This is a genomic window from Pseudoalteromonas sp. L21 (assembly GCF_021728035.1).
Taxonomy (GTDB): Bacteria; Pseudomonadota; Gammaproteobacteria; order Enterobacterales; family Alteromonadaceae; genus Pseudoalteromonas; species Pseudoalteromonas arabiensis.
Genome location: NZ_JAKKCV010000002.1, coordinates 153,945 through 177,590, shown reverse-complemented (window position 1 = coordinate 177,590; position 23,646 = coordinate 153,945). Strand labels below are relative to the sequence as shown.

Annotated in this window: 21 protein-coding genes; 16 read left to right on the top strand and 5 right to left on the bottom strand. The window is 40.0% G+C overall.

From position 1 onward, the window contains the following. Positions 1 to 55: 55 nt before the first annotated feature. Positions 56 to 949, bottom strand: coding sequence for a cation diffusion facilitator family transporter (locus L3V41_RS06035; RefSeq protein WP_062567564.1), 894 nt, complete (start codon positions 947 to 949; stop codon positions 56 to 58). 210 nt (positions 950 to 1,159) lie between these two features. On the opposite strand from L3V41_RS06035, the gene L3V41_RS06030 reads away from it, so the two are divergent. Continuing rightward, a complete protein-coding gene (locus L3V41_RS06030; protein WP_237127338.1) occupies positions 1,160 to 2,605 on the top strand; it encodes a sensor domain-containing diguanylate cyclase in 1,446 nt (481 codons plus the stop codon). A 250-nt stretch (positions 2,606 to 2,855) separates the two neighbouring features. On the opposite strand, the gene L3V41_RS06025 is transcribed toward L3V41_RS06030, so the two are convergent. Further along, positions 2,856 to 3,818: an AraC family transcriptional regulator gene (locus L3V41_RS06025; protein WP_237127337.1), complete on the bottom strand. Its 963-nt coding sequence runs from the start codon at positions 3,816 to 3,818 to the stop codon at positions 2,856 to 2,858. 97 nt (positions 3,819 to 3,915) lie between these two features. Between L3V41_RS06025 and L3V41_RS06020 the strand changes: the two genes are divergently transcribed. The 6 genes from L3V41_RS06020 to L3V41_RS05995 all read left to right on the top strand — a co-directional run bounded on the left by L3V41_RS06020 (position 3,916) and on the right by L3V41_RS05995 (position 9,100). Then, positions 3,916 to 4,236: a DUF962 domain-containing protein gene (locus tag L3V41_RS06020; protein WP_062567566.1), complete on the top strand. Its 321-nt coding sequence runs from the start codon at positions 3,916 to 3,918 to the stop codon at positions 4,234 to 4,236. Positions 4,237 to 4,671: 435 nt separating this feature from the next. Beyond that, entirely contained in the window at positions 4,672 to 5,508 is an 837-nt protein-coding gene (locus tag L3V41_RS06015; protein ID WP_062567567.1) for a patatin family protein, read from the top strand. A 149-nt stretch (positions 5,509 to 5,657) separates the two neighbouring features. Further along, positions 5,658 to 6,011: a hypothetical protein gene (locus L3V41_RS06010; protein ID WP_062567568.1), complete on the top strand. Its 354-nt coding sequence runs from the start codon at positions 5,658 to 5,660 to the stop codon at positions 6,009 to 6,011. A gap of 143 nt (positions 6,012 to 6,154) precedes the next feature. After that, on the top strand, positions 6,155 to 7,780 hold the full coding sequence (locus tag L3V41_RS06005) for a methyl-accepting chemotaxis protein (protein WP_062567569.1): 1,626 nt from the start codon (positions 6,155 to 6,157) through the stop codon (positions 7,778 to 7,780). A 37-nt stretch (positions 7,781 to 7,817) separates the two neighbouring features. Next, positions 7,818 to 8,624 (top strand): transporter substrate-binding domain-containing protein, encoded by an 807-nt coding sequence (locus L3V41_RS06000; RefSeq protein ID WP_237115362.1) that lies wholly within the window; start codon positions 7,818 to 7,820, stop codon positions 8,622 to 8,624. 5 nt (positions 8,625 to 8,629) lie between these two features. Continuing rightward, positions 8,630 to 9,100 carry a DM13 domain-containing protein gene (locus L3V41_RS05995; protein ID WP_237127336.1) on the top strand — a complete coding sequence of 157 codons (471 nt, stop codon included), beginning with the start codon at positions 8,630 to 8,632 and terminating at the stop codon, positions 9,098 to 9,100. 102 nt (positions 9,101 to 9,202) lie between these two features. On the opposite strand, the gene ahpF is transcribed toward L3V41_RS05995, so the two are convergent. Further along, positions 9,203 to 10,783, bottom strand: a complete 1,581-nt coding sequence (gene ahpF, locus L3V41_RS05990) for an alkyl hydroperoxide reductase subunit F (protein WP_237115364.1) — start codon at positions 10,781 to 10,783, stop codon at positions 9,203 to 9,205. 155 nt (positions 10,784 to 10,938) lie between these two features. After that, positions 10,939 to 11,508 (bottom strand): alkyl hydroperoxide reductase subunit C, encoded by a 570-nt coding sequence (gene ahpC, locus L3V41_RS05985; RefSeq protein ID WP_062567573.1) that lies wholly within the window; start codon positions 11,506 to 11,508, stop codon positions 10,939 to 10,941. Positions 11,509 to 12,149: 641 nt separating this feature from the next. Between ahpC and L3V41_RS05980 the strand changes: the two genes are divergently transcribed. The 6 genes from L3V41_RS05980 to L3V41_RS05955 all read left to right on the top strand — a co-directional run bounded on the left by L3V41_RS05980 (position 12,150) and on the right by L3V41_RS05955 (position 18,241). Further along, the gene (locus tag L3V41_RS05980; protein ID WP_237115365.1) at positions 12,150 to 13,685 is read left to right on the top strand and encodes an AMP-binding protein; all 1,536 of its coding nucleotides are present in this window, start codon (positions 12,150 to 12,152) and stop codon (positions 13,683 to 13,685) included. 99 nt (positions 13,686 to 13,784) lie between these two features. Next, positions 13,785 to 14,204 (top strand): DUF3429 domain-containing protein, encoded by a 420-nt coding sequence (locus L3V41_RS05975; protein ID WP_237127335.1) that lies wholly within the window; start codon positions 13,785 to 13,787, stop codon positions 14,202 to 14,204. A 54-nt stretch (positions 14,205 to 14,258) separates the two neighbouring features. Then, positions 14,259 to 14,630 carry a hypothetical protein gene (locus L3V41_RS05970; protein WP_237127334.1) on the top strand — a complete coding sequence of 124 codons (372 nt, stop codon included), beginning with the start codon at positions 14,259 to 14,261 and terminating at the stop codon, positions 14,628 to 14,630. A gap of 4 nt (positions 14,631 to 14,634) precedes the next feature. Then, positions 14,635 to 15,435, top strand: coding sequence for a class I SAM-dependent methyltransferase (locus L3V41_RS05965; RefSeq protein ID WP_062567577.1), 801 nt, complete (start codon positions 14,635 to 14,637; stop codon positions 15,433 to 15,435). A 2-nt stretch (positions 15,436 to 15,437) separates the two neighbouring features. Beyond that, entirely contained in the window at positions 15,438 to 16,430 is a 993-nt protein-coding gene (locus L3V41_RS05960; RefSeq protein ID WP_237115368.1) for a Gfo/Idh/MocA family oxidoreductase, read from the top strand. Positions 16,431 to 16,564: 134 nt separating this feature from the next. Next, positions 16,565 to 18,241 carry a methyl-accepting chemotaxis protein gene (locus L3V41_RS05955; RefSeq protein WP_237127333.1) on the top strand — a complete coding sequence of 559 codons (1,677 nt, stop codon included), beginning with the start codon at positions 16,565 to 16,567 and terminating at the stop codon, positions 18,239 to 18,241. A 36-nt stretch (positions 18,242 to 18,277) separates the two neighbouring features. Here the strand turns inward: L3V41_RS05955 and L3V41_RS05950 are convergent, their stop codons facing one another. Further along, positions 18,278 to 20,329, bottom strand: coding sequence for a TonB-dependent receptor (locus tag L3V41_RS05950; RefSeq protein WP_237127332.1), 2,052 nt, complete (start codon positions 20,327 to 20,329; stop codon positions 18,278 to 18,280). A gap of 403 nt (positions 20,330 to 20,732) precedes the next feature. Between L3V41_RS05950 and L3V41_RS05945 the strand changes: the two genes are divergently transcribed. The 3 genes from L3V41_RS05945 (at position 20,733) to L3V41_RS05935 (ending at position 23,603) form a co-directional block, all read left to right on the top strand. After that, positions 20,733 to 21,023 (top strand): hypothetical protein, encoded by a 291-nt coding sequence (locus L3V41_RS05945; protein ID WP_062567582.1) that lies wholly within the window; start codon positions 20,733 to 20,735, stop codon positions 21,021 to 21,023. Then, positions 21,020 to 22,591: a PepSY-associated TM helix domain-containing protein gene (locus tag L3V41_RS05940; protein WP_237127331.1), complete on the top strand. Its 1,572-nt coding sequence runs from the start codon at positions 21,020 to 21,022 to the stop codon at positions 22,589 to 22,591. The genes L3V41_RS05945 and L3V41_RS05940 overlap by 4 nt, the downstream gene beginning before the upstream one ends. A 148-nt stretch (positions 22,592 to 22,739) precedes the next feature. Continuing rightward, positions 22,740 to 23,603 (top strand): DMT family transporter, encoded by an 864-nt coding sequence (locus L3V41_RS05935; RefSeq protein ID WP_237127330.1) that lies wholly within the window; start codon positions 22,740 to 22,742, stop codon positions 23,601 to 23,603. Positions 23,604 to 23,646: the final 43 nt, after the last annotated feature.

Genomic DNA, 23,646 nt, shown 5'->3' with positions numbered 1-23,646 from the left:
ACCCTATCTTATAGTGATACCTTTAAATTAAAAGAAAAAAAGGTAATTTGCCACCTTAATTAATAGGGTGGCATTCATGGCTTTCAATTTGTAAGACACTTTTCGCAACTTTAAAGCGCGAAAGTAAAAGCTTTTCGACTTTTAGGCGACACGCTTCATCATGTTTTTCTACTGTACAGTGCTGTTTTAACACGACATGCGCGCCGACAATGACAGTGTTATCCTGACGAACAACCGTTACATTATGCACATTTTGAACATGCTCAATTGAAGCTATGCTTTTTTCAACCTCAGCCACATTAGGCAGTTTACTATTATTTTCAACTAGGCCTTTAATGCAACGTATTATTACTTTGACACCCGTGAATAAAACGAAAGAGGCAATTAACATGCTCGAAATAATATCGATTTCAGCCCAGCCAGTAAGGTAAATCAAAATTCCTGCAAAAAAAGTTGAAACCGTTGAAATTAAATCAAAAAACGAGTGAAGAAACACCGCGTATACATTAATGCTCGCTTTGCGCCCTTTGTAAAGGACCCAAGCTGCGGCACCATGAAATAAAAAGCCAATAGCTGAAATAACAGACATTAGATAGCTATTAATTTCGAGATGATTACCTTCATTATGGTGTAGGTATCGCTCACCACCTTCGTATAAAATAACCAAACTAATACTTAAGTACAGAATACCATTGATTAAACCGCCTGTTAGTTCTGCACGTTGATAACCATCATTAAAGTTTTTGGCAAAATGTATCGCCATTGACGACGCTATTAATGCGATAAATAAAGAACTATTATGGACAAACAAATGCCCCGCATCAGCAAGCACTGCTAACGAGTTTGAAAAATACGCACCAATGATCTGAATTACCATAAACGAGCAAGTAATGGCTAAAGCAATTAGCAAGCGACGTCTAGATGCTTGGTGAGTCGTAATATCTGTCATGAAGAAGAGATAAACCTATTCGCTGGAAAAAGAGTAATGATATACAGTCTCAATTGTAATACGTGACGCCACTAAACGCACTAAAAACTTATTTATCTCTTACGCTGCGCATGTTTTTAGCTTTCTGATTGAGAGAAAAGAAAATTTTATATCAATATTTTGTTAAAAATTGTAACCTTATACCGTGTATTGGTTTTAGGTCGTTTTTTAATGAGTTCAATTGAGCAAACATGGCAGACTCTCGCAGCATTACCGATAGCTATCATCATGTTTGATCAGCAACACAATCGTTTCTATTTTAACTTACCGGCACAGTCGCTATTCTCAATTGAAGAGCAACTAAGCTCAGATGAACTCAACCTAACTCATCTTGCACTTAATAACGCGCTAAGTAGCGAATCACTAGGCATTACCGACTTATTGCCAAGTTCGTACAACAAATATCCCTTGTTTGTAACCCTCACCAACCGACGTACTCAGTCAGCCAAACTGCTCGACCTAAAATTTGCAACACTTTGTGATTCCCTTTATATCACTGTGTGTGAACCTCGTACATTACCTAGCCAAGCCCAAAGCCAAGACTTCGATGAGCTGATTTCTCAGATTTCAACAGAACTTATCGATATCCAAAACGAAAATATGAGTCAGCAAATAGAGAAGGCACTGCAAACAATAGGCTTAAATTGCCATGCTGACCGTACTTACATTTTTGAATTTAGTGATGACGGATTATCGATGAGTAACACCTACGAGTGGGTAAACGACGGTATTACCCCCTTTAAGGAGCACCTTCAGAATATCCCAAAAGACTCTTTACCTTATTTTTTTCAGCAAATGCACACTCAGCATATTTTTAACGCATCAAACACCGCTGAATTACCCCCTGAAGCCAGCGCAGAGAAAATGGAGTTCACTAACGAGGGAATTCAATCTGTTATATGTATTGGCTTAGTCGTCGAAAAAACATTATTTGGCTTCATCGGTTGTGACTGCGTTAATAAAGCCCGTCAATGGTCTCAAACAGATTTGTTAAGAATAAAACTCGTCGGCGACATGATCACAAATGCATTAAAAAATATGCAATATAAAAATAAACTTGAAAAGATACAAAAGCTGTTACTTGCTGCAAATAAAGAGTTGCATGAGCAAGCTCATAGAGACAGTCTGACCGAAATTGCTAATCGTCGACAACTCGATACTACCCTACAACAAGAATTAAAACGCTGTGCCCGCAGCAGACTCTCGTTAAGCTTAATTCTGTGTGATATTGACTCATTTAAATTGTATAACGATACGCTAGGTCATCAACAAGGTGATCAAGCATTAAAGCACGTTGCTAAAACCCTTGAAGAAAATTGTCAGCGTCCAGGAGACTTAGCAGCCAGATACGGTGGTGAAGAGTTCGCTATTATTCTCCCCGCTACTAATAAGCAAGAAGCCTTTTTATTCTGCCAAAAGTTACAGCTAGCGATTAAACGACTCGCAATTAAACACCCTAATTCTAAAGTGAACCCGTTACTAACATTAAGCTTTGGTATTTACTCATGCCAACCTAACGCGCACAACGTAGCTGATCATACGCTTATTATGGCCGACAAAGCACTTTACCGAGCAAAGCAAAATGGGCGTAACCGCATAGAAGAAATGGCTGAGTAATTTAACTTTGAGTTTTAAATTTTTTTACACTTTAAACTGGTTTACTTATTATTCTTTTTTTACCGATACGCTTAATTAAGCGAGCTATTTTCAGGCAATCAAAGCTCGTAGGTAACAAGGCAAGATTGCGTTCTTTAAATTGTGCTGTGCAATTGCTCCTACATTGCTGTATCTCCTGCATCCATACAACCCAAAATGAGAACTTTTTAACGCAGATAGCGAAAGGTTAACCCCATAAAACAATTAAATATTACTGCGAATTTGGTTTTAATTCTTGCCTGTATGTCTTTGGTGACACGCCATACCAACGATTAAATGCATGATAAAATACGCTCACTTCTGAGTAACCACATAAAAACGCTATTTCAGTGAGTGATAAGTCTGTTTCAACTAAAAGTGTGGTGCTTCTTTGTTGTCTTAAGTTCGCCAGTTCTTGGCTGAAGTTAGTTCCTTCTTTAGCAAGACGCCGTTGCAAGGTTTTTTCACTCATATTGAGCGCCTTTGCCATATCTTTACAGCCAAACTCCCCTAGGGTTAAATGCTCTTCAAGTAAAATACGCAAAACATGACTGACATTACTTTGTGTAGCAACTTTGATTTGACCCGCAATAAATGGCTGCGCATCGGTTTGCTCACAAAAAAATAAGCTGTGAGTTTTGGCTCCATACTCGACAGGGCAATTAAAATGTTCATTTATTTCAGCAAGATGCTCTTTTCGCTGTAAACAAATACGCGATGGATGCCAGTTTTTTCCTTTTACAGTACGTGCTATTTTCAAACAAAATGCCATTGGTGCCTCATAACTTAACAATGACATATCACGCTCACCATCACTGAAATTAAAGCGCAATTCATACTCAGCACCATGATCAATTAACGACACATTATGCGTATCACCCATCAACTTTTGATAGCGTAAAATAAGCCGAAAGGCACTGAGTAATTGCGTTGACTGAATAATCGCCATCCCTACCACAGGTATGGCTCGCACATTCATAGTACTACCAACATATATGCCTAAATGAATATCAGGCAACATCGCCTGAGCTTGCTTCCAAAGCGTACTTACACTAGCTTGCGGATAACGAGCTGTTTGGCTGCTTAGATCATTCAGCGATATATGGGCTTGTGAAAATAGCGCATTGATGGGTAAACCTTGCCACTTGAATGACTCAGCCATGGCGCGTAGCCACCAGCTTGATAAGGTACGCATACGTGTCTCTAACAAACAATTTAATGACCTATAATATCAAGTAAGTTAGAAAACAAAAGCCTATTGTTAACCTGTAATTAACAACGGAGACAACAATATGGGCACCGTCGCAAGTAAACGCGAGTTCGCAAACTTTAAAGAGTTTTACCCTTACTACTTACAAGAACACAAAAATAAGGTATGTCGACGCTTACACTTCATTGGCAGCTGGTTTGTGTTGGCTATCTTGTTTGCTGCACTTTATCAACAGCAATACAGTTGGCTCATTTTCTGCCCGCTAATCGGCTACGGTTTTGCTTGGGTAGGTCACTTCTTTTTTGAAAAAAACCGCCCCGCCACATTTACTCACCCTTTTTATAGCTTTATTGGCGACTGGGTGATGTTTAAAGACATTATTGTTCGTAAGGTCCCATTTTAGGAAGTAACTATGACTATAAAACACACAGTATCAGAGCAATAATGGCAAGCTCGCCATATTAATTGCCAGTAATAATGATGGGTTATGGCTATTCCTAGCGCTACATATAGCATAGTTATGTTCGTAACAGGCTATGTGTTTTGTACCTTGTTTAATGCCCATCCGAATATACAAACTCCTATTTTGGGAAAACGCTAAAACTGATCACCTGCCTCTACTCATGCACCTAATTTGGGGTGCATTTACATAAATAAAGCCACATCTATTTTTTCAATATATTTATCTATTTATTTAAGTGCTTACGTTTTTTAGCTATTTAGCTTTAGCGTATTTAAGTAAATACAATTTTTACAACTAGAGCCAAAACTCTATTTTGTTTTTAGCCTGTGTTTGCTATGGTTTGGGTATAAACAGTTTGAAAGCAAGGTAGCTATTATGACAATTAACAAAGCTCTGGTTGTAGAAGGCGGCGCTATGCGCGGTATTTTTGCTACAGGGGTACTTGATGCCTTTTTAGAAGCGCACTATCAACCTTTCAAACAATGTTATGGTGTATCGGCGGGAGCAACAAATATTGCAGCTTACTTATGTGCTCAATACAAACGTAACCATGCCGTTATTACTGATTATTCATGCCGTCCAGAGTTCATTGATTTTGTTCGTTTTATTAAAGGTGGCCATTTATTTGATTTAGATTGGCTATGGCAAGAAACCATGCGAGATATTCGTCTCGATTTAGAAACCTTTGAGAAGCAAGCTGCTGAGTTTTATATTGTTGCCACCAACATAAACACTGGAAAAGCAGAATACCTAAAAGGTCATGCTCAGTCCCTCGAAGAGCAATTAAAAGCATCCTGTGCTTTGCCTATTGCTTATCGCCAATACCCAAGAGTTGACAATCTACAGCTTGCTGATGGCGGTGTTGCTGACTCTATTCCCGTTCGAAAAGCTTATGAGATGGGTAATAAAGATATCACGGTTATTCTCTCTCAACCTTTAGGCTACAAGAAAAAACCATCAAAAGCCCCTTGGCTTGTAAAACGCCTGTACAAAGACAACCCCGCGCTTGCTATGGCCACGTTACATCGTGCCGAAAACTACAATCAGAGCATTGATTTTATAATGAATCCACCTAGTGATTGCCATATTAATATTATTGCTCCGCCACCTACATTTGCTGTCGGCCGCACCACCAAGTCGTTTGCCAAATTATCATCGGGATACAATATGGGCATTGATGCAGGGCAACAATTTTTAACTCAAGCGGCTTAAAAATAAAATCAAAGCCATACAAATTAACCTAGCTTAGTCATATTTTGCGAGGCTGAGCTTACACTTAAGCCATATCATATATAAGGGGCTTAATTAGATGACGTTCCAAAAAGTAAAACTCTAAAAATAGAAGGGTTAGAAGAGATTAAATGAAAAAAATACTGCTTTTAGTATTAACCATGTTATTTCTCTGTGCTTGCGATGCTCAACAAATTGACCTTGATGTACCGAAAAAACCAAGTGCAGTACCAAATAAAGCATTTTGGGTGGGCGGTTTGGATGGCGGCGTATTTGTCTTAATTGCAAAAAATAAAAATTTAGAGCCAGATGAATACGTTGCCAAAATATATTATGCATCCGGAGATATTGCTTATGAGGGAGGAATGAGACTATCCCCTAGAGGAAGTACTGCCATAGACCACATTAACCCCGCGATTTTTCAAGGTTGGGATGGCGATACTTTATACATTGAAGGCAATAAGCAACTTAAAGCTCAAAACTAAAATTAGTACTTGAAGCTTTAGTTACCACCATCTTGTACACCGTCGATTCAACCACTTTCACATTTACTATTGCAAAAACTTGATTAAATACATTTCTCTATTAGCTTTAATAATACGTCCTTATTAAAGTTTGTATTCCTACCATGTTAAATAACTACACCGTTCGTACGCGATTAGCCGTTTTGGCTTTGTTACCGGTTACTGTTTTTGTGATCACTTCATTTTTTGCAATGTCTATAATGTCGAATATGGTCAAAGGGATAGACAGCTTATATGATGACAGGGTCGTCCCTCTTGAGCAGATAAAGTCAGTGTCTGACAACTATGCAGTTAATATTGTTGATTTATTTCATAAATACCGCGCGAATCAAATAGCTAAAAATGAGTTTTTGACTTCAGTTACTGAAGCAAAGAATATCGCTGATAGAAAATGGCAAAGTTACCTAAGTACAAAACTTACGACGGAAGAGACGCGGCTCGTTAGCGTTGTAGAAAAGCGCTTAACTGTGGTCCAACAAAAACTAACGGCTTTATTGAACCAAGTTAAAAATGATGAGTTTAAGGCAATCCCTTCAGATACATTCGTCAAAGAGTTATATGATGTATTTGATCCACTAAGTGCCAGCTACCAAGGGTTAATTGATTTGCAAATTACTGAGGCAAGTAAATTCAGAATGTCTGCAGACAAAGATTTTAGCCAAGTCAGTATTGCAATGACAGCATCCATTACAATACTTATTATTCTCTTATTATTTATAGCCTTTATTATTTATCGTTCGATTCATAATCCACTACTCTCGCTCAGTGAAACAATTGGTTCCATCTCTGAAAATGCCGACTTACGACTTCGCGCACAGCCTCATGGCAGCGACGAAATAGCGCAAGCCGCACACCATTTTAATGCCATGATGGAGCGCATTCACGCCCTTGTAAACGATGTAACAAGCGCAACGCTCACTCTCTCTTCTGCGGCAGAACAGATGAACTCAATCAGCGACCAAGTTGCCAGCACAGCCACTGAACAAGAGCACCAGTCTGCGATGATAGCGACCGCCATTACGCAAATGAGTAGTGCAATTGAACAAGTCGCGGCAAATGCATTGGCAACATCAGAAAAAGCATCTCACACAGATCATACTGCAAAGCTTGGACAAAAGTCGGTGCAAGAGAATATTGACGCAATCAATCATTTATCACATATCGTCAATGCCAACACCCAACTTATCAATGAGTTAAACACACAATCAACCGATATCAATCAAGTTGTTATGATGATTCAGGGTGTCGCTGAGCAAACTAATTTACTTGCTCTTAATGCAGCGATAGAAGCAGCACGAGCCGGTGAGTCTGGTCGAGGCTTTGCTGTCGTTGCTGACGAGGTAAGGCAATTAGCTCACAATACACAAAAAGCAACCGCAAGTATCAATGACATGATCACTAAGTTACAATCTATGGCACAACAAGCTGTTAGTGCGATGGGGAACGCAGATGACAGTGCAAAGCAAAGTGTTGAATATGCTGAACGATCATCACAACTTTTAGCCGAAATAACACAAGAGATGGCCCAAATAGCTGAGATGAATAATCAGGTTTCGACTGCAACCGATGAACAAACCACTGTCGCTAATGAACTAAGTTGTAATATTAACGAGTTTAGTAGTAGTATTTCATTGGTAAGCGAAAGCTCTCAGCAAAATGCGCAAGCAAGCCAAGAATTGGCTTCATTAGCATCGCGCTTACAGCAACAAGTACATGTTTTTAAAGTGTAAATTTAAATAATTTAGAAATCTTAACAAAAGTATAGCCATGAACAGAGCCATTTTATTGTGTATTTTTTATTTTGCTCTGTTCAACTTTTCAGTCACAGCTCACGAAAGGCTTGTTATTCAACTCGCCAAACCCAATTATACCGATGCTACTAAAAACCAATATATCCATGCAATTTTAGAAAAAAGCTTTGCCGTAATGGGTGCTGATGTCGCCTTAATGTATAACGTTAAACCCATGAACAATAAGCGAATTATAGAGCAGTTAAGTCATAATAAGGCGATTACTCTTGCATGGTTATCAATGCCTAATGAACAACCTCACGCGCTTATTAGAACATCAATTCCCTTGTACAAAGGGCTGCATGGAAAACGCTTATTAATTATTCGCAAACAAGACCAAGAAACCTTCAAACACATTACCCACCTTAACGAACTAAAACCATTTGTAGGTTTACAGCAACAAAGCTGGTCTGATTACACTATTTTAAAAGCGAATGGATTGAAAGTTAATGGCGAGTTAGACTACCAAGGAATGCTCAAAGCCTTAGAAGTGGGCCTTGGGGATTACTTCCCCCGCTCGGTGTTGGCTATCGAGTCAGAATTTAACAAATTAAATTCGTTTGATTTTGCTATTGCGCCGCAAATTATGCTGCAATACCCAAGTCACTATTATTTTTATTTAAGTAAAGAGAACGTTGAAGTTAGAGATCTTCTTGAGCAAGGCATGCAAAAACTCGCAAAATCGGGCGAGCTTGAAGCACTCTTCATACAGTATTTTGGTGATGTAGAAAAGCAATTTAAGCTCAATCAGCGACACGCAATAATTCTCACTAACATGGAGTGACAATAATGCTCAAAAAATTACTGATGTTGATAGCTGTCATTATCATTTTTGCAGCCGGTTTTTTCACTGGCATATACAGCTTACCTATTTTGACTGAAGCACCCGCTCCTAGCTCAAGCACCCTAACGCAACACAAAAACCGTGCTTTATTCAGTGGTGAATTTAAACCTAACTTAGCGGGGTCTGATCGTTTTCACTATGGAAACGGCACAGTCTACTTAACGAATGATGCCATCTCAATGCAAGGTGAGCTATCACCTGGCCCTGATTACCAATTGTATTTTTCGCGCAATTTTATTGATAACGAAGCCGATTTCTTAGCACAAAAAGGCACCATGCAACATGTTGCAGCCGTGCGTTCGTTTAATGGTTTTAAAGTGCAAATACCGCAAAGTATTAATATTTCTGATTACAATACGGTGATTATTTGGTGTGAAAGTTTTGAAGAATTTATTACTGCAGCGCAGTATCAATAGCTGTATTAATAAAAAGCAAAGCCGCCTTTGGAGAGGGCGGCTTTAAAACGGCAGCTATGGGTGTAAAGCTGCCTAATCAAGAGGCATTATTAATACAACTAATTAAGCTGCATCTTCCGTGCTTTGAGTCTCATCGCTGTGGCGAATTAAGTAATCAAATGCACCTAAACTTGCCGTTGCACCACTGCCCATCGCAATAATGATTTGTTTAAATGGCGTTGTTGTGGCATCACCTGCCGCATAAACACCCGGTAATGATGTTGCACCCTTGCTATCAATCTCGATTTCACCAAAGCGAGTCAATGATAGCTCTGAATCTTTTAACCATTCAGTGTTTGGCACCAAGCCGATTTGCACAAAGATACCTGCAAGCTCAAGTGATTTTTCATCGCCAGAGATGCGGTCAATATAGCTTAAGCCTGTTACTCGTTTACCATCACCAATAACTTCTGTCGTTTGCGCATTTTTGATAATAGTAATGTTGTTTAAACTATTTGCTTTACGAATAAGGACTTCGTCAGCACGTAAGGTATCGGCAAACTCCAGCACGGTGACATGTTCAACAATGTTTGCAAGGTCGATTGCAGCTTCAATACCTGAGTTACCACCACCGATAACCGCTACCGCTTTGCCTTTAAATAACGGACCATCACAGTGAGGACAGTAAGCAACGCCATGACCGCGATACTCTTTCTCGCCTGGTACATTCATTTCACGCCAGCGAGCCCCCGTTGCTAATACCACTGATTTAGCATTTAAAACTGCACCATTTTCTAGGGTGATTTGATAATTACCTTGCTTAGTCAATGATGCCGCACGTTGATTTTGCATCACATCAACATCGTATTCTTTTACGTGCTCTTCAAGTTGTGCAACTAATTTAGGGCCTTCGGTCGCTTTAGTTGATATAAAGTTTTCAATGGCTAAGGTGTCTGATACCTGACCACCAAAACGCTCAGCAACCACACCTGTGTTCAAGCCTTTACGTGCTGAATAAATCGCCGCAGAAGCCCCTGCCGGACCACCACCCACAACAAGTACATCGAATAACGCTTTGTCGTTCAGTGCTTCGGCTTGGCGTGCAGCCGCTTTGGTATCCACTTTGTTTAAAATGTCGGTCAGGTTTACAGCACCTTGACTAAATAACTCGCCATTTAAGTAAACAGCGGGTACTGCCAACACATTACGCTCGTTCACTTCGTCTTGGAACAAGGCGCCGTCAATCATAGTAGCCGTAATATTTTCATTGTGCGCTGCCATTAAGTTAAGTGCTTGCACAACTTGCGGGCATGTTTGACAACTTAATGAAATGTATACTTCAAAGTTAAGCGGCCCAGGTAATGATTTAATTTGTTCAATTTCAGTCTCTGATGCCTTGCTTGGATGACCACCTGTGTGAAGAAGTGCAAGGATCAAGCTGGTGAATTCGTGGCCCATCGGCACACCCGCAAATGTAATTTGCGTATTGTTTATAGGTGAAGACACCACCATAGACGGGCGACGCACGTCTTGGTTAGGGTTATCTCGCACCGAAAATTTGTCGCTTAACGAAGCTAAATCGTTTGCTAAGCTTTTAAGTTCTGTTGATTTATTGCTGTCATCCAAGGCGATAAGCAGCTCAACAGGGCTGGTAATAGAAGCAAAGTGGCTTGTTAATTGGTTTTTGATATTCGTATCTAACATGGCTTAGCCCTTGAGTTCAGAATAAATAATCTAGAATAAATTTAGGGATAACTGCCCATCACCCGCTAATGTGCTTAATGTGAGTTGTGATGGGCAATTAAGATTGCATTGGGATAGCAAAGCAAAACTTTGCTATCGTTTAATGCTATGGCAAATTAGATTTTGCCAACTAGGTCTAGTGAAGGAGCAAGTGTCTCTTCACCTGGCTGCCATGATGCAGGACATACTTCACCATCGTGGTCAGCAATGTACTGTGCAGCTTGTACTTTACGTACTAACTCTTTCGCGCTACGGCCGATACCTAAGTCGTGAGTTTCGATTACTTTGATTTCGCCTTCAGGGTTCATTACAAATGTACCGCGAAGAGCAAGACCTTCGTCTTCGATCATCACACCGAAGTTACGTGTAATGCGACCTGTAGGGTCACCAATCATTGGAAATTTGATTTTACCAATTGTGTCAGACGTATCGTGCCATGCTTTATGAGTGAAGTGCGTGTCAGTTGATACTGAGTAAACTTCAACACCCATTTCTTGCAGTTGCTCATAAAAGTCAGCAACATCACCAAGCTCTGTAGGGCATACGAAAGTGAAATCTGCTGGGTAGAAGAAGAAGATTGACCACTTACCTAGCACATCTTTTTCAGTTAGCTCAACAAAGTCACCATTGTGGTAAGCTGTTGCATTGAATGGTTGTAATTTTGTGTTAATTAATGAAGTGCTCATATTTTTCCTCATTGATGTATTTAAAAAGTTTAATTAACGCAGCCTTGCGTCTGCTTGATTAATACAATAGAGGTGTGAGCGAACAAAATAAAATTGATTGTTTAGATTAAAACGATTGATTTTTCAGATTAAACTATAAAAAAATAAAAAATAATTAATAATTCAAATAGTTAGATAATAAATAGCTTTGTTACTTCTGTGTAAAGTTAGTAAAACCCACACCCATTCTCAGAATCCAGCATCAATGGGTAATGGATCGTTAAAAAAATCTTAATGATTAATAATGTCTGCCATGCCAAGGTCTGCCTCTCCAATGCTTGTTGGTAATGTAGTTTATTGTTGTCGTTGATACATAGTTTGGCTGGTCACAATTTCGTTATTGTGGTTAGCCCAAACTTTGAAATGCACAGCTATTTGCTATTAATAATACCGATAAGAGTTTATACCCAAACCTTCACCCAGTCTAAGTCGCTAAGCAAATGTTACACAGCTTGGATAGACAAAAATCTATGGTGATCCTAGGCTTACAATCTAGACTAACCTCTATCATGAGCCGTTATTTGCCTAGTTGGATAATGGGTTCTGTAATGGATCGCCTCATCAAACAACAATTAATAAAAACAACACGCTAAGGAATACCCATGAACACACATGATAATCTCGCGCAATTAATTGAGCATACGTGTAAAACTTATGCCAGTCTCCCCGCTTATAATAGTGATGATAAAACAATCACTTATGCCCAAGTAGAACAACAATCTCGTTACTTAGCACAGTGGTTTCAACAACTAAGTGGCTTAGTTACAGGGGATCGAATCGCCATTCAACTGCCTAACATTGTTGACTACCCTATCGTTACCTACGCAGCATTTCGTGCAGGGTTAATTGTTGTAAATACCAACCCACTTTATACTGCCCGTGAAATGCTACACCAGTTTAATGATGCAGGCGTAAAAGCGGTTGTTATTCTTGATGCCCTCACCGATAAATTAGCCACCATTATCGATGGCACATCACTGGAAACAGTTATTGTTGCAGCCGCTGTTGCTGAACCGACACTGCAAGAAGGTCAGTTTTCGTTAAATGAACTCATTCGCCTAGGTGAAAGACTCGCACCACTCAACGCTCATCAGGCAAGTCGCGATGATATTGCAGTTTTACAATACACGGGGGGTACAACAGGCATAGCCAAAGCTGCGATGCTAAGCCATGGCAATATTTTAGCCAATGCAGAGCAAATGAATGAGCGCTTTGACGACATTTTAAAGCCAGGTGTAGAAACAGGTATTTGCCCGCTACCGCTTTATCATATTTATGCCTTTACTGTGAATATGGTTGGCCTGTTTGCCATGGGGCAATTTAATGTACTGATTCCAAACCCTCGTGATTTAGATGCCTTAGTAAAGCAAATCGAACCGTTTGAAATTAATTACTTTTCAGGCATTAACACCTTATTTATTGGTTTGTGTATGCACCCAAGGTTTAAGACACTGAATTTTTCGAATCTAAAAATGACAGTGTCAGGCGGCGCAGCCCTTACACATGCTGCTGCCGATGCATGGATGAGCACCACAGGTTGCACTATTACTGAAGGCTATGGCTTATCAGAAACCTCACCTGTTGCGACACTCAACGACTTTAAAAAAGAAGAAATTGGTAGTATTGGCCGCCCACTATCGAACACCACTGTCGAAATTTGGGATGAAAACGACGAGCCCGTTGCAGACGGTGAGTCTGGCGAGATAGTTGTTAAAGGTCCGCAGGTGATGATGGGTTACTGGCAACGCCAAGATGAGACTGATAAATGTATGAAACATGGTTTTTTCAAAACCGGTGATGTAGGTCTGAAACTACCAAGTGGTAATTACAAGATTATAGACCGTCTAAAAGACATGATTATTGTCTCTGGTTTTAATGTTTACCCTAACGAAGTTGAAAATGTGCTGTGTCAGCACCCTGCTATCTGCGAAGCGGCCGTTATTGGTGCGAAAGATGAAAAAACCGGTGAGCGTGTATGCGCCTACATTACCTTAAAAGAGCATATTGATGAGCAACAAGTGAGTGACTATTGCCGCGAAAACTTAAGTGCTTATAAAGTGCCTAAATCAATCATTTTTATGGAGGAGCTGCCTAAGTCAACGGTAGGCAAAATTTTACGTCGTGAGTTACGCCAATAACAAAGCGATCGTTTTAGCCGCATAACTGGTATAAAATAGTTAAAAGATAAAAGCATACCGTTAGGTATGCTTTTTAATTTAAGCGGTTTTAAGGTCATTATGGAAAAGTTTATTAATCACATTCAACTCGGTTACTTAGGTTTACTGCCGTTTTTAGGCTGCGTAGGCTGGCCACTCATAGCAGGGAGTAATGCTGTCAACTTAGACTTTTTCACTTATTATAGCATTGCTATTTTAGCCTTTATGGCTGGTAACTTATGGCATGCTGGCCAACAGACGCATGCTGATGCCATTAAAGCCATTATCCCTATCTTACCGATTGGCTTTTTAAGCTTTTTACCAGCGACCTGGACACTTGCTTGGCTCGCTGCGAGTTTTTGGTTAGTGCTTTTATTCGAAAAAAGCTCACCGCAGTGGCAAACCTATCATGTTGATTACCAAAAGATGCGATTCGTTTTAACCTCAGTGGTATTTGTATGTCATATATTTGTGATTGGCATGAGCATCTATCCTGAGTAGCCCTTTTCTTGCGTTTGCGGTAACATCCGCGGCTCAGATTTTTAAGGACTTGCTATGATAGATCAACTACGCGCCAAGCTAGACCACCTTGGCGAAAATTACGTTGAAAAAGGTGCTCACTTCAAAATTAAAGTGATCCCATTTTTTTGTGCGATTCACATCAAAAAAGACCACAAAAACCAAGGTTCTTTAAAGCTATATTCAAATCAGCTGATTGAAATATTTTTAGCAACCATGTTTTTGCTGTTTGGATTAATGCTTTTTGATACAGATGCGGGCTTTACGCATGGTCCTATTCATATCGTTATTGCCGTTTTGATTAGTTTTAACTTAATCTTCAAACAAATTGCCATTGAAGGTTTAAAAACTCGCTTAGCCCTTTGCCCTGAAATTGCAGTTGAAACACCGTCAGAGCAAGGCAAATAACAGCATGTTTTTAAACCCAAGTTGGCGTATTTTAACGGTAGGCGATGGTGACTTGTCTTTTTCGCATGCTTTAGCGAGTCATTTAAAACCCAAAAAGCTTGTTGCTTCAACCTATGATGATGCAAAAACCGTAGAACAAAAATATGCCGACAATGCACTTAGCGCCTTGCAACAACTCAATATACAAACACTTACCGAGTTTGATGTAACAAAACCTAAGTCGTGGCAGCGCTTAGGTGGTGAATGTTTCGATGTGGTTATTTTTCAATTTCCACTTATACCTGCGTTTGTAGGTGAAGCCGCATTTAAAGCAAATACAAAACACGGTGGTATGAATGTGCTAAACCGTGCCTTACTGCATCGCTACTTAGACTACGCTAGCCAGTTCGCATTAGATAAAAACGGCCCAATGCTATGTTACATCACCTCTAAGGATGTAAAGCCCTATCGCGAATGGAATATTGAAGGCAGCTTAAATCAAGGGCTCGATTGTCAATACTTGGGGCAAATGCCATTTGATATTAACCTGTTCCCTGGCTATAAGATTCGCAATGTTGACCGCGATAAGCACGTTAAAGACACCAGTGGCATTACCTATGTCTTTAGCGAAAAAACGGACACCGAGATTGCCTCTAAGCTTGCTTTACCTGCTTATTTAGGTGATAAACACTGTGCATTATGCCGCGTTGGTCCTTATATGGCACAAGAAGATGAAGACAAACATTTGTTAAGCAAAAAGCATAAGCAAATGGAAAAATTTGAACAGGATTGGCAAGCATGGCTTGCACAAAACAACGAGGAGTAACCATGAACTTTGTGATTGTCGGTACCAATTTTATAAGCGACACACTACTCAGTGCAGCCAAACAAATTGAAGACTTCTCCTTATATGGTGTGTGCTCTCGAGAGCAGCAAACAGGCAAGGCTTTTCTTGCAAAACACGACATTACTGACGCTAAAGTGTTCACCAATATTGAGCAAGTATGCCAAGACCCATTGGTAGACGCTGTCTATATAGCAGCACCAAATAGCTTACACAAACACTACGCTGTCATGTGTTTAGAAGCCGGTAAACACGTTTTAGGTGAAAAGCCTTCGGCTGCAAATAGCACAGAACTTGAGGCCATTATTCAAGCGGCAAAAACACATCAATGCCTATACATGGAAGCGATGATGACCACGCATTTACCAAATTTTGCACGCTTAAAAAATGCCCTCACAAAAATTGGCGTACCGCGCAAATATATTGGTCAATATAGTCAATACTCATCACGTTACGATAAATATAAAAATGGCGAGCGGCCAAATACTTTCTTGCCAGAATTTGCTAATGGTGCACTGGTCGATTTAGGCATTTATCCGCTGTATATTTTACTCGCTTTATGGGGCGCGCCTCAAAGTGTAAAAGCCAGTGGTGTGTTGCTTGAAACGGGTGTTGATGGCGCTGGCGATGTGTTATTGAATTACGCCGATAAACAAGCAGTGATCAGCTACTCTAAAATCTCGCAAGGTGATAATTTTACTGAAATTCAAGGTGAAAAAGGCCGTATCCGTATCGAAGCAGTATCACTATTAAGACGTATGCAGTTTATTGGTAATGATGGCACGGTTGAAGAGCTCTCAGAACCATTTGATGAACACTTTATGCGCCACGAAGTGAAGCACTTTATTAATGCAGTAAAAGCAGGGCAGATTGAGTCGAGTGTAAATACACATACTTTATCAAAACAGGTTATGGCTGTGCTTGATGAAGCAAGAGCTCAATTAGGTGTTGTGTACCCTGCTGATAAATATAACTAAACTTTCATTTAGGCTTTATAGCTTTTAGTAAGCATTAAGTTTGAAATTATATTTTATTATTGTGATCGTGTTTACTCTCATTATTTTTGCACTATGGTTAATAATAACCGTTGTAAATAAATGAGAGTTTACCTTTGTCTATTAGGTATTTATTAAGAGCTGTTTTTGCAGCAACGATTACCCTAGCAGCTGGACTATTAATCATTATCCTAATGCTAAAGTCAGGTCAAACAGACAGCCAACAGGCAGCACAACAAAGGTATCAATTAAGTCACCTCGCTAAATTATCGTCGTCTAACTCTATCAAGTTAACAGAACTTGCTCGACAGTATGTTGTTACTCTGGAAAGCCAGTATAAACAACAATACTTTGAACTGGTTGGGCAAATACAAGGAGATATAGCTTGGCTCAATGGCGAAAAGAAAAGCTATTTAGCAAGGTTACAAGCCTATAATGTCGATAAATCTGATTTAGCATTACTCGCAGAGTCAAACGAGCTTTCCCTAAAATTGGTCAAAACAGAAGAGCAGGCATTCGCTCTAGTAGATCACCTTGTAGGGCAAGATCCTCATGTAATCAGTGAGAAAGACAAAAGCCAATGGATTGACGCTATCGCATTACTTACCGATGAAAATTACATGGCTGAAGTGGACAAAATCCAACAACCTGTCAGTGCATTTTTGTCTTCAATTGAGCGAAAAAGTGCCGAACAAGTCACACAAAACAATGATAAGGTTTCAACGTTCAGTATTATCAGCATTGCTTTTGTTATTGCAATTATATGCACTTTAATACTTTGCTATATTCAGCTAGAGAAAAAAGTGATTAAGGCCACACAAGGGCTGATTAGTGAGGCAAACCGAATTTCACAAGGCGATTTATCACGCTATATTGACCATGTCAGCAATGATGAAATTGGTAAGCTTGCTGCCAGCTTTAACTTGATGGTTGATAAACTTTCAAACCTTTTAAAAGAGATTAACAGTCTTTCTGATCAAGCACAGATTTCAGCAGCTAACCTCGATAGCGTATCTCAGCAAGCAAAAATACTTAATGATAGACAAAGCCAAGCTATCGAAGTTATATCTAGCTCCGTTTATGAAAACTCCACAGCTGTGAAAGAAGTATCGCAAAACTGTTCAGAAGCAGCGCAAAGTGCAACAGCTGCTAATAACAAAACGCAAGAAGGCTTAACCATTGTCGATAAAGGGATAAAGTCTGTTGAGTCCGTTGCCGCAACACTCAATCAATCATTGAATGACCTCAATAACTTAGAGTCATCAGTCAAAGAAGTAACCGTAATTCTGAGTGTGATCAGTAACATTGCAGAACAAACTAATTTATTAGCCCTTAATGCTGCAATCGAAGCTGCTAGAGCCGGCGAACAAGGTAGAGGATTTGCCGTTGTAGCCGATGAAGTGCGCACACTGGCGAGCCGAACTCAAAGCTCGACGCTTGAGATTCAAGATAAAATTGATTCGCTGCAAGCCGCGAGTAATGCCGTAACAAATCGCATACGCTCAAGCGATTCACAGATCAAAGAAGCTGTTGTTAATTCTGAAAATGTGGGGCTTATGCTTGAAGAAATAAGTACCCAAGCTCATTCAATTTCAGATGCAAACTTAACAATAGCGTCGGCTTCTGAGCAGCAATCTCAAGTCACTGAAGATATTGCTCAGCGTTTGAATGATGTTCAAGAAACAAGTAAAGAAGCTCAAATGCAAACTGAAAAAATTTCTGTTTCATCAAGTGAGCTTTCTAAGCTAGCCAGTAGCTTAAATGCACAAATAAACCGTTTCAAATTAAACTAGCCAGCCAATGAGACTGGGTGACTAGTTTAATACCATTTAAAATCTATAGGTAACTGAAGCCCCTAAAGTTTGTGGGTTCACAACACCCACATAACCTTGCGGGTAACGACCACTGGCAGGCTCTTTAGCTGTGTACTCTTGTTCATCGAATGCATTATTAATAAATGCGCTCATCAACCATTGCTCAGTATCATAAGAAATCGTTAAACGAGTAAGGGTATAATCACCTGCAACGCGCTCTTCTGTGTTTGTTAAATCACCATAAAACTCATCAACATAGTTAGCGCTTAAATTAACTTTTAGGCTGTCTGTAAACCAGTGCGATAGACCTAAACTCGCTGTTAATTCTGGCGCTGAGTTAAGGTCATTATCCACCGCCTCAGGAAATGCTGACGATTCATCAATTTTAGTTTTTAATAATCCTAAACTACCATGTAATTGCCATTGGTCGCCCAACATACTGTATGCTTCAAGCTCTAAGCCGTAGCTGTGTGCATCTTCAATATTAGTAATTCGACGTGCCGCGCTCAGTGCCTGATAACCGTTAAAGTTGTTATAAAACACGTTAGCACTAATATTTAGATCGCCATTATTTAAAACACTACGGGAGCCAATTTCATAGGTGTTTACCGTCTCTTCATCGTAGTAGTAATAATCTTCAGCAGTAAAGTCTAATGCGCCACCACCGGCGTTGTAACCTCTGCGGGCACTTGCAAATAATGTTGTTTCTTCGGTAATTTTGTATTGCAGCGCAAGCTTAGGTAAACGTAGAGTATGCGAGTCATCTAATTGCTCAACAAGCATGTCACCGCGAAATGCCATATTGAAGTTACGTACTTGCTCTTCACGCTCAATACGCAGCCCTGCTGTTAAAGTAAGTTGGCTATTCAAGTTAAAGCTTGATTCACCGTAAATTGCCGTTGATTTGCTGCTATCATCACCGAAGTAATAAGTAGCCCCTACACTCTCAAAATCTTGATCACGGTCAAAATAAGCAAGCCCGACAAAACCTGAGTAAAAATCACTATTTAAGCCAAAGTTTAATTTAGTATCTAGGGTTACATTTGATTCATCCATCGAAACATCTGATTCAGCACTTTGTTGCGGCTCATAGGCATCAAATGCCCATTTGTAATCCATATAGGCAACGAGCACATCCAGCGAGAAGTTTTCATTAATTTTGTAGTCAACATTGACCTGTGTTGTATCTGATTCAGTATCCAGAATACGTTGAAATAGCGGTATATAATCGGTTGGCTCAGCAGCTTCAAAGTATTTACGTCCAGCGTTACCCTCTTCGTTGTATGTTGAATAGGTTAGTTGTACAGATAAATCCTCGAATGGGGTATAAAGGAGCTTGGCACGGGTGCTACTAGTATCCAGCTTGTTTAGTTCTTGATCTGTTGGGTTTGTGTCGTACACCGGTGGGTTAGAGAAAGTCTCGCCATCAATATATTGCGTTGATAAGCGAAATGCTAACACATCTTCAACGAGTGCCCCCGATATAACCGCCGCCGTATCAAAATAATTATCTTGATTACGATAACCAACGCGCACTGCACCCTCAAATTCTTGCGTTGGTGCTTTAGTTTTCATGTAGACCGCACCAGCAATACTATTTCGGCCATTGCTTGTAGATTGCGGGCCTCGGTATACTTCGATCTGCTCCATATCCCAAAGACCAGTATCACCCGTAAGATCTGCAACAAAGGGCTGGCTTACCCCATCAATTAATGTTGAGACACGCGCTTTCGAACCACCACTAAACGAGTTAAAACCTGTTGCACCGCCATTGCCAGACACACCCCGCATATCCGGAACTGCGCCAGTTAAAACAACCACATTAGCCATCTCTGAAAGTGCTTCTGATATAGATGCAAGCTGACCATTTTCAATTAATGACGTATCAACAACAGCAACTGATGACATGGTTTCTTTCAATGATTTTTCAGTTTTTTCACCGGTGACAACAATCGTATCCATCGATTTTCGATTACTTTCGTCATCAGCTAATACGGCTGTATTAGTAACAAGTAATGAAGCTGTAATCACAGCTGATAGTGAGTTTAATTTAAATGCAGTGGCCAATTTTCTTTCCCCAAAAAGAGATTGTTAGTATTTATGAATGTTTGAGCTAATAGAAAAGCGCGAAAAATCTAGCACAACAAAAACGCTATTGCAATTGAGTTTAATTATCATTTAGAATTAACAAAAATAACTACAACTAACTACCTATGTTTTTTACTTTATCAACCTTACTGCTTTCGCTCGCGGTGGGGATATTTTATTGCACTCGAAAGCAGCAACGCTTGTTAGTAAAACCTTTGAATAAACGTGTTCGAGGGGTCGCTGTGAGCTTAGTAATCACCGCTACTATTTTAACCTCTCAACAGTTTTCAAACACCGCAACTGTGTTTCTAGTCATTTTTACACTGATGATGATGTTAATGCTGATCCCACTTCTAAGCTTGTTCTATAAAAAGGATAATTCATGACTCGCCCTCAAAAATATCAGCCAACATGGTTAGGTAAGACCTTCGCAGGCGCACTACTAGGATTAGCGCTTGCTTTTATACTTATCGCTTTTTTTGCGTGGTATGGTCCAGGCGGAATTGATGCACGCGATAAAGTACAGTTCAACATGTGGATGATTCCCCCCTTGTGGTTATCTATTTTTAGTTTCACTTACTTATTTAATTCTGCAAAACAGGCATGGCTACTTTTAGGTGGGTTAACTGTACTGCTTTACACAGGCTTTTTTATGCTTAGAGGTGGGCTATGAAAGTAAGGTCTGATATTTTACGTACCTATCAAGGCGTACATACTTGGACAGGGATCATCGCCGGTTTAGTGCTATTTATTGGCTTTTATGCAGGCAGCTTAACCATGTTCAAGCATGAAATCCAACAATGGGCAGCACCTCTGCAAGCTTCTAAAGTTACGGTTGAGAACTATGATTACCAACCTTTAGTTGATGCTGCAATAGCTGAAAAGCCAGTGCAGCTGGCAAAAGGATTTAGCCTCGATTTACATACTGAGAATGCGCCTCTTTCTTGGTATGTAAAAGGTGGCCCACGGGGTATGCACCTAGATAATGAGTTACAAACAGCTTATTTAAGCGCAAAGGGACAACTCACAATAGAACAACAAACAGAAAACAAACTCGCTGATTTAGTGGACTATTTACATCGCACTGCAGGCATTGCAGGCGAAATTGGTCATGATCAGTCAGGAGTTTATGTGTTAGGTATCGCTTCTGTCTTGTACTTTTTGGCGCTTGTCTCTGGTGTAATTATTTTACTGCCTACCTTAGTGAAAACATTTTTTGCCCTTCGTAAAGAAAAAGGCCCTAGCCGCTTTTGGCTCGATAGTCATAATCTAATCGGCATTGCCAGCTTACCTTTTCATTTAGTGATTGCATTTACTGTTGTAGTGTTTGCTTTTCACGACTTTATTTATGGTGGTCTCGCTCAATTTTATGGCGATAAACCTTTATTTGAACGCACTCCCCCAGCAGCACAAAGCTATCATATTAAAGATTTACCACGTATAAATGAGCAAATTTTAGCTGCTAAAAACTATGCACCAGGCTATACACCGATTCATGTCCGCTACAGTAACCTAAATTCAGCCACTCCATCCGCTGTATTTATGATGAGTAATAAACAAGCCGTCGTGCGCGGCCCAGTAACTGATTACTTGTTTATGAATCCGTATACTTTGGAAGTGGTAAACTCAAGCTACCCGCAAGGTGATGAAAGTATTTGGGGCAATATGGTCGCCAGTATATTTTCTTTACACTTTGGCACCTACGGTGGTGAATGGGGGCGCTGGGGCTACTTTATTATGGGCCTACTGGGCGCATTTTTATTCTATTCTGGTAATTTACTATGGATTGATAAACGTTTTAAAAAAGACCCGACTAAACGCAGTACTTTATTCATGGCAAAGCTTACAATTGGTGTGTGTTTAGGCTCGATGCTTGCTGTGGTAAGTACCTTGATCACCGCCAAATGGCTACCCAGCATTGTTGCGAATACTAATTACGGCACATTAATATGTTATTACGCAGTATTTTTTGTATTTGTTGGATTCACCTTTGTAAAAGGCACAAGCAGAGCAAGTGCTATGGGCTTATATTTACTTGCAGCCTTATGCGCAATCATGGTTATTTCTAGTTTTGTGATATTGCTGACAACCCATAATGGTTTTGCTTTGTATTCAAGTTATTTAGTGGATGCTGTCGCCATGATATTCAGCGTTATTTTCTTTGCACTTGCTAAGCGAAACCAGCGCAAAGCAGAGCCTGACAGGATCATGCCTAGCTTCAATAAACTTAGTCAAGCTTAAGCTAGCACTTTGCTAGGGTAGTAAAGGAGTTTACTACCCTATTCACACTACTAATAACTGAATTCATTTAACGAAAAACATTTCTTAAAACTAAAAACATCAGTAGAATCGCGGCAAATTCAAGCTTAAAACTCTCATAAGGACAGTGATGCCGCGCACTATACCACCGTTTCTAATTGCTGTTATTTGCGTTCTTCTAGCCATGGTTACGATTCAATCAGGCGCTTCTGTTGCTAAGCAATTATTCCCTTTGATTGGCCCTGAAGGCACAACCGCTTTACGCCTTGGTTTTTCTGCCGCCATTTTATGTTTAATTTTTAAACCTTGGCGTGCCTTTCCTCCTGTTGGCCAAAGGATGCCTGTTATTGTTTACGGGCTGAGCTTAGGCGGTATGAATATTCTTTTTTATTACGCTATAGAGCGTATTCCTTTGGGTATTGGTGTCGCGCTGGAGTTTACCGGTCCACTAGCAGTTGCCCTACTCTCATCACGCAAAAAACGCGACCTTTTCTGGGTTGCCTGTGCGATTGCTGGCATTATTTTGTTACTACCCGATATGAAAGGCGAAGACAGTTTAGATCCTGTAGGTGTTATATTGGCATTAGCTGCCGGTGCTTGTTGGGCGTTTTATATTTTGTTTGGCAAAAAGACCGGTAATCAAGGCTCTGGCGGTATGACTGTAGCAATGGGTATGAGTGTTGCTGCTATTGTGTTAGTCCCCTATGGTGCAGCGTCACAAGGTATGGCCTTATTAAGCTGGGAAGTTCTGCCATTAGGTATTTTAGTTGCCGTTATGTCCAGCGCACTGCCCTATACCCTTGAGATGGTAGCACTAAGAAATATGCCAGCCCAAGGCTTTAGTATTATGATGAGTTTAGAACCTGCCATAGCGGCACTCGCCGGATTTATAATCTTAAGTGAATTTTTAAGTATATGGCAATGGCTTGCTATTTTACTTGTAATAACAGCATCAGTGGGCAGTTCAATGTCTCACAGTGACACTAGGAATTAACTTTACTCATAAGTAAATTATTGAAAAAAGACGCTCAAGAGCG